The organism is Massilia sp. 01N410 (assembly GCF_056399665.1).
This window is the reverse complement of the sequence record NZ_JBFTRV010000030.1, coordinates 41,422-54,070: the sequence shown is the minus strand read 5'-3', so window position 1 is coordinate 54,070 and position 12,649 is coordinate 41,422. Positions and strand designations below refer to the sequence as shown.

Below are 12,649 nucleotides of genomic sequence, written 5' to 3'. Positions count from 1 at the left end.
GACACGAAGCGGATCCGTGCGCTCGCGGTGCCGTTGACGGACGAGGTGATGGTTTCGGAATAGGTGCCCGGTGCGACGTGAACCGTGTCGCCCGGCAGGGCCAGGTTGGAGGCGCGCTGGATGGTGCGCAACGGAGCGGTGCTGGACGTGCCCGCGTTGGTGTCGCGGCCCGAGGTGGAAACATACAGGTTTCTTGCAGACGCTGCAGCCGAGCTCATGAGTAATACTGCAAAACCGCTGAGCAACATTAGCTTAGACATATTGGATGCCGCACCTTGTCGAACTACCGCGCAAACCAGCTTTTCGGGCGAACTTAGCACGATTTACGCCCTGCCGCGCTTTTGGCTGGATGGGCATGTGCACGATACCGAACCAGTCGGTGCCGATGGCGTACAAGGAATTCGACGACGCGGGGCGGATGCGGCCTTCTGCCTACGACCGGGTTGTCGACGTGATGGAAGAGCTCTATAAAATGACGCTGCTGATGCGCGGCCGTACCGACTACCTGAGCGACCGCTACAGCGAGCGCAACGAGCGTGCAAGGAGATCGACCGGCAGATTGAAAAATTGTAGGTGGCGGTCAACTGAATCAGCTGACGGGTGCAAGCGCCTTCAAATACGCCAGTGCACGCTCGACGGTAGCGATGTCGTCCTGCCGCCCAACCCCAACCCGCCCGCTTCGAAGATCGACCTTGACCTCCAGCGCCGGATCGATCTTCCGGATTGCCGTCTTCAGACGATAAACGCACAACACGCAGCGCAAGCCCGGCACGGGATACTCGACCATGATCGCTCCAAGAGAGATGAATATGAGATCGAGCGTAATCCTTCCAATAATGGCAAGGTCAATCGAATTCGAAAGCCTGTCCGCCAACCGTCACCAGGCGCCGGCTCCCCGAACTCTTGACCGTCACATTCGGCCGCTTGCAGCCGACATCCAGCAGTACCAGGAATTCCGCCACCGAGCCGCCATCGTTCTTCAGGTAGAAGGCGCCATGGTCCTCCGTCACGCCCTTCTTCGGCCGCGGCCCATCCCACTTGGCGAACGGGGCGTCACCGTTCAGGTCGCGCAGGCAGACGGATTGGCGGCCCGATCCGATCTTCACGCTGGCCGGGCTCTCGACCTTCATGAGGACCGGCGCGTGCACGTTGAACTCGTAGGTGTGCGGCGCATTCGCCGCCAGCTTGTCGCGCACCACGAAGGCGTTCGGGCCATGCAGGTACACGACCTGGCGCCTGGCCTGGGTCAGCTGGCCGCCGTAGGCCGGGGCCGCATCGCCTTCGGCGTAGTCGTGGTCCGGCTTCACGGAGAACGCGGTAATGCGGCCGTAGTGCTGCAGCTGCTCGCGGTAGCCGTTCACCAGCTGTCCCTTGCCGCCGTCGAAGGTGACCGCGTTCTGCGACCTGGTCTGGCGGTACCAGTCGGTCCATTGCGGCGAGCCGTACCAGTCGTACCAGCCGGCCTTGACCAGCAGCGGCTTGCCCGCCACCGTCAGCAGCAGGCCGTTCTGGTCGCCGTGGCTGTGGTTGAACGCGCCGTAGGGGCTGGACTTGAAGTAGAACGAGGTATCCCCGCTCGAGCCGATGTCCTTGTGCATCGCCACCCAGCCGATGCTCGGGAACGAGGCCGCGTTATCCGGCGGGATCTTGCGCCGGGTCCCGGTCACGGGCATCGGGTAGGGGCCCTCCAGCAGCGACAGCGCATCCTCGCTGGCCTTCACCTTGCTCGCATACCAGGCGGCGCGCGGCGACACCATGCGGTTCGCCAGCGCGCGCAGCACGCGGAAGTCGGGCCTGGTCTCGGAACCGTCGCCAAAGGCATGCACGGGAGCGCCGGGCGGGACGAATTCGATGAGGAAGTTCATGAAACCCACCGTCCACGGCTTGGCGTACAGGTTGACGCCGGTCGCCTGGAGAATCGGGTCCCACAGCGCGACCAGGTAGCCGGCCGTGTATTCGGCGTAGGCGGTGCCGTTGGCGTAGCCGCCCTCCTGGCCCGACCACGGCTCCGGCATGGCGGCATGGGCACGGAAGCTGAAGTCGAACCACTGCTGCGCGTCCGGGATGTCACCCAGCGCCAGGGTCGAGATCAGCGCCATATAGCCCTGCAGCGTGGTGGCGTGCGGATCGAAGGGATGCTGGTCCAGGCGTCCGCGGTCGGCGGCCAGGTCCTTGAACATCTCGGCGGCGCGCACGCTGACGGTCTTCAGCCATTTCGCCTTGCGGCCGACGTCCAGGTCGCCGGCCAGCAGGTCGGCCGCCTTCACCAGCGAGAGCGCGATCTGGCGTGTCGCCTGGTCCTGGCCAGCATGGCCGGTCGGACCCGCGGGGTCCAGCGCGGCCAGCTGGTCGCCGCGCTTGAACGCTTCGTTCAGGTAAACCGGGTCTTTCTTCAGGCGCCACAGGATGGCCGCCGATTCCAGCTGGCGCGAGGCTTCGTCGATGCGGTTCGCGACTTCCCTCTGCTGGGCCGCCATCGCCGCGGTCAATGGTGCAGCGATCACGAGCGGCCAGTTCTCGTCATCCAAGTCCGGCAGCGCCCCGGTCTGCAGCTTGACCACGTTGACCAGGCGGCTCAGGTAAGGGTCCAACTCCTTCTTCTTCGAGGCGCTCCAGGCGGCGTAGGGCGTGAACGACGGCGGCAGCGAACGCGGCCGGGCCCTGGCCAGGATGCGCGCGCGCAGCGCTGCATTGTCCGGCACCTCGAATGCGGTCGACTTGCCGGTGATCGAGAACGTCCGCGGCGTCGACCAGTCGTTCGATCCGGACGGGCGCACGCGCCAGCTGTAGTTGCCCGGCGCCAGGGACTTGGCCGGCAGGTACCAGTTGCGGTCGACGGTCGCACCGAGCGGCGAACCGCCCTCCGGCCTGATCTGGATCTCGTAGCGGGGGGCGCCGCCCGGGTAACGGGCCCAACTGAAGGTCGGCGGGTTCTGCAACTGGACTTCGCTGTTCGAGGGGATGGTCCGGACGACCAGGGGATCGGCCGATTGCGCCCAGTCGGCCTGCGCGCTGAGCGGCCACAGCAGCGGCATGAAGGCCGCCGTAACGGCTATTCCTTTCCAGTGCAATGTCATGCGGATGCTCCCGTGAATGGGAAGCATGATCCTACCGCACGACTTTCTCGACTGTGCGCCAGTTAGCGGTACCGGCGAGCGTCCGTGCCGCGCCGGACGAAATCCGCTGCGCCGGATGCTTTCGTTTACTACCCCGCTTTTGTCGCGAAACTGTATCAATTTGTCCAGCTACGACGGTAAATCTGCCTCTTTGATATTTGCTCTTATACAATCACGGCTCAAGGAGAACATCATGTATCGCGTACTGTTGATCGAAGACGATCCGCGCCTGGCGGAACTGGTCACGGAATACCTGTCCGGCTATGAATTTTCGGTCGAGCTCGTCACTCGGGGCGATACCGCGCTCGAACATTTCAAGGAAAAGCAGCCCGACATCGTCGTGCTCGACCTGATGCTGCCCGGCATGGACGGCATGGTGGTATGCCGCCAGATCCGCGAACAGTCCGATGTGCCGATCCTGATCCTGACCGCGCGCGAAGATACCTACGACGAAGTCTCGGGCCTGGAACAGGGCGCGGACGATTTCGTCAACAAGCCGGTCCAGCCGCGCGTGTTGCTGGCCCGCCTGCGCGCCCTGCTGCGCCGCACCCAGACCAAGGCGGTGCCGGATACCCGGATGCTGGAATTCGGCCAGCTGCGCATCATGACCAACGACCGCAGCGTCACCTGGCGCGGCCTGCAATGCGTGCTCAGCAATACCGAGTACAAGCTGCTGCTGGTCCTGGCCGAGGCCGCCGGCCGCGTGCTGTCGCGCGACGAACTGCTCAAGAAGATGCGCGGCATCGAGTTCGACGGCCTCGACCGCAGCATCGACAACTGCATCTCCAAGCTGCGCAAGAAGTTCGACGACAACCTCTCCGAAAAGATCAAGACCGTGTGGGGCGAGGGTTACCTGTTCTCGCCCTCGGCCTGGAACTGATCAACGACCTCCAGACACGTCGATGAAGCTGCCGGTCGTATAGGACGCTTCATCGGACAGCAGCCACAGGATGGCGCGCGCCACCTCGATCGCTTCCCCTCCCCGCCCCATCGGCACCGAGCCCTGCAGGCGCGCGATGCGTCCCGGTTCGCCGCCGCTGGCGTGCATCTCGGTGTCGATCAGGCCGGGGCGCACGCCGTTCACGCGGATGCCCTCGTCCGCCACTTCCTTCGACAAGCCGATCGTCAGCGCATCCAGCGCCGCCTTCGAGGCCGCATAGTCGACGTATTCGCCGCTCGACCCCAGCACCGCGGCGCGCGAGGAGACGTTGACGATCGCGCCGCCGCTGCCGCCATGCCTGGTCGACATCCGCAGCACCGCTTCGCGCGCGCACAGGAAGCTGCCGGTCACGTTGGTGGCGAGGATGCGCCCGATGCGCGCCGCATCCATCTGCTCGACCCGCATCTGGCGCGCCAGGATGCCGGCATTGTTGACCAGGCCGTCGAGCCGGCCGAAGCGTTCGTCGAGCGTGGCGAACATGCGCAGCACATCGTCTTCCCGGGCGACGTCGGCCTGCACGGCGAAGGCGCTGCCGCCGGCATCTTCGATGCGGCGTACGATGGTGGCGGCGGCCGCGCGGTCGGCACGGTAGTTGATGGCGACTTGCCAGCCGCGTTCGGCAGCCAGGATGGCGCAGGCGGCGCCGATGCCGCGGCCGGCGCCGGTAATGAGCAAGGATTTAGGCATGCCGCAAGAATAACGCGGCTATTCGAAGATGGGAAGGATGGCCAGCGGGGCGTTGTAGGTGGCGATCTGGCCGCGCTCGGCGCCGCCGCCGAAGCGCCAGCCGACGGCCGGGAAGCCGCCCTCGGCCTCGGCATTCGTCACCGGCAGCACCTGCTCGGTGCCGTCCGGGCGGCGCAGGCGGGCGCCGGCTTCGGTCTTCTTCGCGAACACGAAGCGCACGCCGGCGCACTGGCGCGAGCGCTGGGAGGCGTCGACGTAGCGCGCGAAATCCAGGGCCTGGGCGCAGGCGCTGCGCAGTTCGGCGACGTCGTAGACGCCGTCGGCGCGCGGCGCGATCGACACCTGCGGGCGCAGGGTGAAGGCGATGCCCTTGCGGTTCAGGCTCAGCGAGGCGTTCTCGTCGTAGGCGGCTTTCTGCAGGGGGAACACGGCGCGTCCCAGCGGATCGAGCGGCAGGTTCAGCTGAGTCGACCTGCCGGTCAGGCTCAGTTGCAGCCCTTCGGCGAGGGCGCCGCGCTCCCTGGGCAGCACTTGCAGCTGGTTCACCAGCAGGTTTTTCGGACCGCCGTATTTGTCGAACACCACCATGGCCCGGTAGGCGTCCCGGTAGCTCACGGCATCCTGCGCCTGCGCGCCGGCCGAACCGGCCGCCAGCAGCAGGGCAAGGGATGCGATGAGTGGTCGAGCGGGACGCATCGTCAGAATCGATAGGCGAAGGCGGTCGAAACCGTCAGGTTGGTGGGCCGCTGGGTAAGCGGGCTATGGCTGGCGTCGCCCAGCAGGCGTTTGGCCTGCAGGTTCGAGGTCAGCATCCAGGAGGGGCTCAGCACCCAGTTCCAGCGTACGGAAGCGTGCACGTCCTGCAGGCCGCCGCCCGGCTGCCAGGCGCCGAAGCGGCTGCGCATGGCTTCCGCCACGGTGACGCCGAAATAGGTTTCGCTGTACTGGCGGTTGACCAGGCCCACGCCGGCCGTCAGCGACACGCGGTGATGGCTGCCGGCGGCCAGGGCCAGGCGCTGGACGTTCAGCTCGAGGCGCGCGCCGTCATGGTCGCGGCCGGCGCCGACCAGCAGGCTGGAAGTCAGGCGCCACTGCGGGTCGAGGTAGACATTGTAGAATCCGCCGAACTGAAGGCGCGCACCGATCTCGTCCATGCCGGCCAGGCGGCCGGTCATGAACATCGCCTTCTCGCCGGCCGCCGGGCCGATCAGCCCGTTCATGCCGACGCCGCCGACCTCGACGCTGGTGCCGGACTCGTCACGGCCAGCCTGGACCGCCAGCAGCGGGCCGTACTCGACGGTGGGCGACCTGGACAGGTGCATGCCGGCGCTCATCCCGGAAATGAAAATGCCGTTGCTCCATTCAACCTGGAGCACCGGCAATGCGGACAGCTTGCGGCTTCCCGAACCCTCGTAGCGCGGTGCCGACTGGGCGCCCAGGCCCACGTACATGTCGCGGCTGCCGTCCGGCATCGGATTGACGGCCGGCGTCTGGGCGCGCGCCGCACCGCCAGCCAGCCAGCCCGCCAGTGCGCCGGTACTCACAACGAGGAAGAGAAGCTTGTTCATAGGGTGAGTAAAGATTCAGGAAGACAACATTCTACGTGCTTGTCTTTCGTCCTCCCACATCTTCACTGTCCCTGCACGACTTCTGTCGCAAATTCGACCGGCAGATCGCTGCGCTCGATGGCGACCAGGTGGGCCGGCGAGGTCATGATCATCGCGCACATCACGCCCGGCGGCGGATGCCGGTCGACTTTCTGGACCGTGATCTTGCCGGCATCGCGGGTGATCTTCGCGATCGAGGTCGAATAGCAGGGGTTGGTATAGCCCATGAAGACGCCGACCACCATCGTGGTGCTGAAGTCGACCGGCGGCACCGGCTGGTCCGGCGCATGGTAGCGCCACAGCAGGGACCAGGCGTCGGCATCCTTGACGACCACGGTGCGGGCTTCCTCCACCTTCGACTGGCTGGTCTGGCTGATGGTCTTGAACGGGACCTCGTTGGCGGAGGCGGCGACGAACTCGACCGGGATATCGCTGCGCTCGATCGCCACGACCTGCATTGCATGGGTGACCACGGCCGGGCAGACGTCGAAGGTCTGCAGCTCGCGCTCGTCGACCTCGACCTTGATGGTGGTCGTGCCGGCGGTCACGCGCGGGATCGCGATCGTGTGGCAGCCGCTGCCGGATTCGCCGGCGAACACGCCGACCAGCATCTTGTTGGCGAAATCGACCGCCGGCAGTGTGGGCGCCGGCGTGCGGCCGGCGACGTGCTCGCTCCACAGGCGGCCCCAGGAAGCTTCGTCCTTGATGACGACATATTTCTTCCCGGTCACACCGGAGAAGCTGTCCTTGGCCACGCGCTCGAAGGGGATCCGGGTGCCGGCCGTCGGCAGGAAGCTGACCCGTTCGACCTTGTGCGTGCCGCCGAGTCCGAGGTCGGGCTTGTCGAGGTTCTGGATGATGGTCTCGAACAGCGTGCGCGCGGCGCCGTCCTGGCAGGTGGTGCGCGGACCGGCGAAGGTGTCGCCGTGGGTGCACAGCACGGTGTCCGGCTTGTCGCCGTACAGCACCTGTTCATAGGAAGCATCGGCGCAGTAGCCGGCATGGTCCCACAGGACCTGTTTGCCGTCGATGAGGTAGAGGCGGTTGCGGGTCTCGTTACAGCTGGCCTCGCGCGCCCGGGTGATGAAGTCGCCCAGCGCCAGGCTCGGGGCCGGTTCACCCACTGCCACACCCTGGCTGGCCTGGCCTGCCTGGCGGTCGGATTGCGTACCGGAACCTCCGCCGCAAGCGGCCAGTCCCGCCGCCAGAAGCGCGCCGGCGACCGGCAGCGCAAACATCGCACGTCCAAAGATCCTCATGCTGCCCTCTTTCGGAATAAAAAAGGCCCACCGTCAGTCGCGCATCAGGTGGGCCAAACGGAAAAACCTGATGAGTAACGATCCTACGCAGGACATGCAAGCAAATCCCCCTCGAGATGTCCGGCTTTTGTCTGAACTTTGTAAAAGATGGTTTTTTTGATCATTGCTCCTATACAATTTCGCCTCATGAGCATGACGACCTGCCCGGCAGCGTGAACCGCCTCTTCTTCCGTTTTTTCATCCTGGTCATGCTGTCGATCACGGCAGCGACTTTCGTCGTGTATTTCGTCTTCACGCGCCTGTTCGGCGATCCCTTCGAAGACATCGCGCGGCGCCAGGCCTCGGCCCAGATCTTCCTGCTCGAACAATACGTGGACCAGGCGCCCGCCGACGAATGGCTGGGGCGCCTGAACAAGGTGCGCGAGGTATCGACGACGCAGTTCGACCTGATCCCGCTGGACCAGGCGCGCCAGGCCCTGCCCTACGGCAGCCGGGCGGCCTTCGAGCGCGGCGAGCTGGTGCTCGACCCCAGCCATAAAACCTTCTTCCGCCGGGTCGACCTGGCCGGCGAGCGCTATATCGGCAGCAACGAGGAGGCGTTACGCGCCTCCCGCCTGCCGGTCGACCTCGGCCAGGCCCTGCTGATGGAACTGGTGCGCTACGTGGTGGTGGCGCTGGCGCTGCTGGTGCCGATCGCGCTGTGGTCGCGCTCGCACTGGCAGGGCCTGCAGATGCTGGCGCGGGTGGCCGACGAGTTCGGCGCCGGCAAGCTGGCGGCGCGCGCGCAGATGAAACCCTCGGACGCGGCTTATCCGCTGGCCCAGCGCATCAATGCGATGGCCGGACGCATCCAGGGGCTATTGGAATCGCAGAGGAACCTGCTGCATTCGGTGTCGCACGAATTGCGCACCCCGATCGCGCGGCTGGAATTCGGGCTCGAACTGCTCGCCGACAAGGCCGGCGACCCGGCGCTGTCGAAACGCGTTGCGGCCATGCACGGCGACCTGGCCGAGCTGAACGAGCTGGTAAACGAACTGCTGTCGATGAGCAAGCTGGACAATGCGACGGAAGCGCAGCGCGCCCTGTTCGAGCTCGAACCGGTGCTGCGCGAATGCGCCGAGGGCCTGCATCCGCCGCCGGCCGAGCTGCACGTCGAACTCGGCGCCATGCTGGGCAGCGTCGCCGGCGACCGCCGCCTGCTGGCGCGCGCGGTGGGCAATCTGCTGCGCAATGCCCAGAAATACGCGGCGCATACGGTGGCGCTGAGCGCCCGCCGCGACGACGGCCTGCTGCGGATCCTGGTCGACGACGACGGCCCCGGCATCCCCGAGGAAGAACGGGAACGCGTGTTCGAACCCTTCTACCGCCTCGACCGCAGCCGCGACCGCGCCACCGGCGGCTTCGGGCTTGGACTGTCGATCGCGCGCAAGGCGGTCAGGCTGCATGGCGGCACCTTGCGCGTGGAACGCTCGCCGCTGGGTGGGGCGCGCTTCATCATCACCCTGCCCGACGGCGTACTGACCGGCTGAGCTTATTTGCTCTGCAGCGCCTTGGCGACCAGGGCATCGGCCACCTGCAGCGTGGCCTGGAACATTTCCTGCGGATTGTTGGTCTTCAGGCTGGCGTTGACCTGCCCCGGCGAGGTCACGTAGCGGCCGTCGATGACCAGGGTCGGCACCGTCTCGACCTTGTAGGCGCCCAGCACGCGGTCCAGTCCGCGCAGGCGGGTTTGCACGCCGAAGGAATTCCAGGCGTTCAGGAAGGTCGCGCGGTCGATGCCGTTCTTCGAGACCCAGTCGATGATGGGGCCGTCCTGGTTCAGGCGGATGCGCTGCTTGTGGACGGCATCGAAGACCTTGCCATGCATCTCGTCGAGCTTGCCCAGGGCTTCCAGGGTCAGGAACAGGTGGGCTTCCGGATCGTTGGCGCCCGTAAATGGCATGTGGATGCGGCGCACCTGGATGCGGTCGCCCTGCTTCTTGACCCATTCCTCGAAGCCCGGCTCGAGGCCATTGCACACCGGGCAGTGGTACATGAAGAACTCGATCACCTCGACCTTCTTGCCGCTGGTCTGTACCGGCTGCGGCTGGGCGAGGGTCGTGTAGTCGACGCCGTTTTGCGGGTTCGCCGGCGATGCGAAGGCCGGGATGGCGACGGCGGTGGCGAGCAGGCAGGCGGCGGCAAGGCGCAGTAGACGCATGGACAATTCCCCTTGTGGTTATCGGTATTGTCTAGCTTATCATTCTTTCGGGCAAAAAAAATCCCGCCTGGGTCGCGGGATTCTCGAATAAACCTGAAGAGTCAGCGGCGGCGCGCCGGCGTTTCCGCAGGCCGTTCCGGCTTCAGGTGGCTCATGCCGTACCACAGGTGTTCCCAGAAGTGCGGGCGCGAGTCCACGGTCAGCAGGCAGCGGCGGTCGATCTCCCCTTTGAACAGGGGATCGGCACACTTGTTCGTCATCAGCGCATAACGCTGGTTTTCGGCATTCACGAGGGCGATGCAGAGCCAGAAGACCAGGCCGACGAGGACCGCCACCAGGGCCCAGGCCCAGTGGAGGTAATACCTGGTGTCGTACAAGTCCTCGTCTTCCGGCTTGGACTTGTCATAGATCTTCAGGATCTTGCCTTCGGCATCGCTCATTTCGATTTGGCTGCCTTCGCGACCAGTGCATCCATGACCTGCAGGGTGGCCTGGAACAGCTGGGGTTCGTTACCCGTCTTGACCGAATTGTAAACCGTCGCCGGCGAAGTCTGGTACTTGCCGTCGATGACGATGGTCGGCGCGCCATCGACCTTGTAGGCATCGACGACTTGCGACAGGCGGCGCAGCTTGGTCATCACGCCGAAGGAATTCCAGGCGTTGGTGAAGGTCGCGCGGTCGATGCCGTTCTTGGAGGCCCAGTCGATGACGGTGGCGTCGTCCTTCATGCGGATGCGGTCCACGTGGATGGCCTTGAATACCTTGGCGTGCATCTCGTCGACCTTGCCCAGCGCTTCCAGCGTCAGGTAGAGGTGGGCTTCCGGATCGTTGGGGCCGCTGGCCGGGATGTGCACGCGCTTCAGGACGATGTTATCACCCTGCTTTTTGACCCATTGTTCGAACTGCGGTTCCAGCGCGTTGCAGTGCGGGCAGTGGTACATGAAGAACTCGATCACCTCGACCTTCTTGCCGGCGGCCTGCGTCGGCTGCGGCTGAGCGAGCGTCACGTACTCGACGCCGTTCTTCGGGTCGGTCGGCGAGGCGAAAGCAGTGCTGACGACGAGACTGGCGGCAAGCAGGGCAAAACGGAGGGAACGCATAAGTATCCTTCTAGTGTGGGTTGTGCAAACGACCGCGAGATTACCACTTTTTCGCCTGCGAGCCTTAGCCGGGGCTTATTTTTTACGGCACTTACCAATGGTAACAAAAACCGGCTTCCCGTCAATTAACAATTGATCGCGCCGTAGTAAGTTCACGCCAGGTTGTCGAACCGGTCCTTCAGTTCCTGCCGGGCAGGACGCATTTCGTCGAATCTCGCATCACATCGGTACTTTTACTGTCCAGCCCATTCCACCATGACTTTCCAAGAAAACAATTAATTCGATTTGCATAAAACAAATCTAAATAAATTAAATCAGAAAAATTCGTTTGATAAATATCAAATCACTTATCAAATTTTATCGCTAGAAAACCCATTTTCAGACGGAATAGATATCCGAAAATATCTTGCCGAGAAACTGAACAATATGTATAGTAAAAATCAGAAAATCCATCCCCAACCATGCGAGGACGAATTGAGAAATATCCGAAACTGCTGGCTTGCTTTCAAACGCCTTTTAGCATTCAGTATTATGGGCTTCATTCTCTCGTCGGGATCTGGAATGGCCAAAGCCGAGACTTTGCCGAGCTCGACGACGGCTGACTGGAGTTCCTTGCTGGATAGCGGATGGACCTGCGGCCAAATCACCGGATCGCGCTGGAATCAGTGGAAAAAGAGCGTTCTATTATTTGCCGCAACCAACGGCTATGGTTTCAAAGGCGAGTGTGCAAAAATTTCGGACAGAGCGGCAGGCGACCCCATTCGCCCCGGTACGATTCTTGTCATTTTTCGAGACAAGAACAATATCGTCCAGTACGCCGGATGGTATGACTCGAAACTCGACAGGGAAAACCAGCCGATATTTGGCGGCATCTCGGCCGTCAGGGCGGAAACGCATTATGACCTGAGAGCGACGACGCCTCCGTATCAAATAGCATCGCCCCCATACAGGCCGATGTACACCATGGAAGAACGGCGAGCGTTCATGGGATGGCTCGACCTGCGGCGCGTGCAGCCGACGGCGTATTATCATATCCTCAGCGTGTTCGAATCCAACTTCACGTACCAGAACGGATGCGTTACGCCATTCACGGTATGTGGAACCGGCCGCATCGACATACCGATTTCGAACGGATCGGCAAACATTAATATCGGCTTCGAAGACGCGGCAGGCACCAGGGTAAATGGGTGGCTTTACGAATATCATCCTCCCGAGCCCACTTTCCTCGAAAAGCTCATCGTGGTCGCATTCAGTATCGGTCTGGCGATCCAGGGCCAGTATATTGGTGAATATATCGGGCTTGCCGCGGGCACGGCGGAAAACGCAGCATTTGCGGCGGGATTTTCGAGTTTCAGTACCGGATTACTTCAGGGGCAACAGGTCAACCAGGCACTGCTGAGCGGCATAAAAGGCGCAGGTCTTGCATATACCGGAAAACTGGTCCTCAACGCTTATGGCGATCCGGACTCACTGGTTGGCGTCAGCGGAGCTGGCTGCCCTACCGGGGATCAATGCTGGTATTTCCAAATGGCCAACGGGTTCCCGCCGCTGAAACATCTGGCGGAACTACATGACCCATTTATTAACTGGAGCGTCAAGGCCTTCGGTTCGATCGGCGAAAACGGCTGGTACAAGGCGGTTACGATCGCGCCATTCATTGTGCCGGGCTGCCTGGCCTCCGACGCCTGCGTATCGGCTGGAATTACCATCGTCCGGGAGGACGAGATCAGGTAAGCCGACG

The 12,649-nt window shown here is 63.5% G+C and carries 12 protein-coding genes and 1 pseudogene; 4 read left to right on the top strand and 9 right to left on the bottom strand.

Annotated elements, in window-relative coordinates; all coding sequences use genetic code 11:
- The coding region (locus tag AC1DOP_RS26015) for a DUF1565 domain-containing protein (protein ID WP_442123696.1) at positions 1–218 on the bottom strand (218 nt) is incomplete at its 3' end.
- A 128-nt stretch (positions 219–346) separates the two neighbouring features.
- On the opposite strand from AC1DOP_RS26015, the pseudogene AC1DOP_RS26010 reads away from it, so the two are divergent.
- Positions 347–559: pseudogene (locus tag AC1DOP_RS26010) on the top strand (arsenical resistance protein ArsH); the annotation flags it as partial.
- A 286-nt stretch (positions 560–845) separates the two neighbouring features.
- Here the strand turns inward: AC1DOP_RS26010 and AC1DOP_RS26005 are convergent.
- Positions 846–3,077 carry a heparinase II/III domain-containing protein gene (locus tag AC1DOP_RS26005; RefSeq protein ID WP_477254153.1) on the bottom strand — a complete coding sequence of 744 codons (2,232 nt, stop codon included), beginning with the start codon at positions 3,075–3,077 and terminating at the stop codon, positions 846–848.
- A gap of 232 nt (positions 3,078–3,309) precedes the next feature.
- On the opposite strand from AC1DOP_RS26005, the gene AC1DOP_RS26000 reads away from it, so the two are divergent.
- Positions 3,310–3,996, top strand: a complete 687-nt coding sequence (locus tag AC1DOP_RS26000; RefSeq protein WP_442123694.1) for a response regulator — start codon at positions 3,310–3,312, stop codon at positions 3,994–3,996.
- On the opposite strand, the gene AC1DOP_RS25995 is transcribed toward AC1DOP_RS26000, so the two are convergent.
- The 4 genes from AC1DOP_RS25995 to AC1DOP_RS25980 form a co-directional block, all read right to left on the bottom strand.
- Positions 3,997–4,743 (bottom strand): SDR family oxidoreductase, encoded by a 747-nt coding sequence (locus AC1DOP_RS25995; protein ID WP_477254150.1) that lies wholly within the window; start codon positions 4,741–4,743, stop codon positions 3,997–3,999.
- Positions 4,744–4,761: 18 nt separating this feature from the next.
- Positions 4,762–5,439, bottom strand: coding sequence for a hypothetical protein (locus AC1DOP_RS25990; RefSeq protein ID WP_477254148.1), 678 nt, complete (start codon positions 5,437–5,439; stop codon positions 4,762–4,764).
- 2 nt (positions 5,440–5,441) lie between these two features.
- Complete coding sequence (locus tag AC1DOP_RS25985; protein WP_442123691.1) at positions 5,442–6,311, bottom strand: MipA/OmpV family protein; 870 nt, start codon at positions 6,309–6,311, stop codon at positions 5,442–5,444.
- A gap of 62 nt (positions 6,312–6,373) precedes the next feature.
- Entirely contained in the window at positions 6,374–7,609 is a 1,236-nt protein-coding gene (locus AC1DOP_RS25980; RefSeq protein ID WP_442123690.1) for a hypothetical protein, read from the bottom strand.
- 212 nt (positions 7,610–7,821) lie between these two features.
- Between AC1DOP_RS25980 and AC1DOP_RS25975 the strand changes: the two genes are divergently transcribed.
- On the top strand, positions 7,822–9,138 hold the full coding sequence (locus AC1DOP_RS25975; protein WP_442123689.1) for an ATP-binding protein: 1,317 nt from the start codon (positions 7,822–7,824) through the stop codon (positions 9,136–9,138).
- 2 nt (positions 9,139–9,140) lie between these two features.
- On the opposite strand, the gene AC1DOP_RS25970 is transcribed toward AC1DOP_RS25975, so the two are convergent.
- The 3 genes from AC1DOP_RS25970 to AC1DOP_RS25960 form a co-directional block, all read right to left on the bottom strand.
- The gene (locus AC1DOP_RS25970) at positions 9,141–9,809 is read right to left on the bottom strand and encodes a thiol:disulfide interchange protein DsbA/DsbL (RefSeq protein ID WP_442123688.1); all 669 of its coding nucleotides are present in this window, start codon (positions 9,807–9,809) and stop codon (positions 9,141–9,143) included.
- Positions 9,810–9,910: 101 nt separating this feature from the next.
- On the bottom strand, positions 9,911–10,249 hold the full coding sequence (locus AC1DOP_RS25965; RefSeq protein WP_442123687.1) for a hypothetical protein: 339 nt from the start codon (positions 10,247–10,249) through the stop codon (positions 9,911–9,913).
- A complete protein-coding gene (locus AC1DOP_RS25960; RefSeq protein ID WP_442123686.1) occupies positions 10,246–10,908 on the bottom strand; it encodes a thiol:disulfide interchange protein DsbA/DsbL in 663 nt (220 codons plus the stop codon). Before AC1DOP_RS25960 ends, AC1DOP_RS25965 begins: the two co-directional genes overlap by 4 nt.
- Before the next feature lie 285 nt (positions 10,909–11,193).
- Here AC1DOP_RS25960 and AC1DOP_RS25955 point away from each other — a divergent pair, with 285 nt between their 5' ends.
- A complete protein-coding gene (locus tag AC1DOP_RS25955) occupies positions 11,194–12,642 on the top strand; it encodes a hypothetical protein (protein ID WP_442123685.1) in 1,449 nt (482 codons plus the stop codon).
- The last annotated feature ends 7 nt before the right edge of the window (positions 12,643–12,649 follow it).

Excerpts from the sequence above, each read along its gene's own strand:
- AC1DOP_RS26005 (WP_477254153.1), bottom strand. The coding sequence starts at position 3,077 with ATGACATTGCACTGGAAAGGAATAGCCGTTACGGCGGCCTTCATGCCG.
- AC1DOP_RS26000 (WP_442123694.1), top strand. The coding sequence starts at position 3,310 with ATGTATCGCGTACTGTTGATCGAAGACGATCCGCGCCTGGCGGAACTG.
- AC1DOP_RS25995 (WP_477254150.1), bottom strand. The coding sequence starts at position 4,743 with ATGCCTAAATCCTTGCTCATTACCGGCGCCGGCCGCGGCATCGGCGCC.
- AC1DOP_RS25990 (WP_477254148.1), bottom strand. The coding sequence starts at position 5,439 with ATGCGTCCCGCTCGACCACTCATCGCATCCCTTGCCCTGCTGCTGGCG.
- AC1DOP_RS25985 (WP_442123691.1), bottom strand. The coding sequence starts at position 6,311 with ATGAACAAGCTTCTCTTCCTCGTTGTGAGTACCGGCGCACTGGCGGGC.
- AC1DOP_RS25980 (WP_442123690.1), bottom strand. The coding sequence starts at position 7,609 with ATGAGGATCTTTGGACGTGCGATGTTTGCGCTGCCGGTCGCCGGCGCG.
- AC1DOP_RS25970 (WP_442123688.1), bottom strand. The coding sequence starts at position 9,809 with ATGCGTCTACTGCGCCTTGCCGCCGCCTGCCTGCTCGCCACCGCCGTC.
- AC1DOP_RS25965 (WP_442123687.1), bottom strand. The coding sequence starts at position 10,249 with ATGAGCGATGCCGAAGGCAAGATCCTGAAGATCTATGACAAGTCCAAG.
- AC1DOP_RS25960 (WP_442123686.1), bottom strand. The coding sequence starts at position 10,908 with ATGCGTTCCCTCCGTTTTGCCCTGCTTGCCGCCAGTCTCGTCGTCAGC.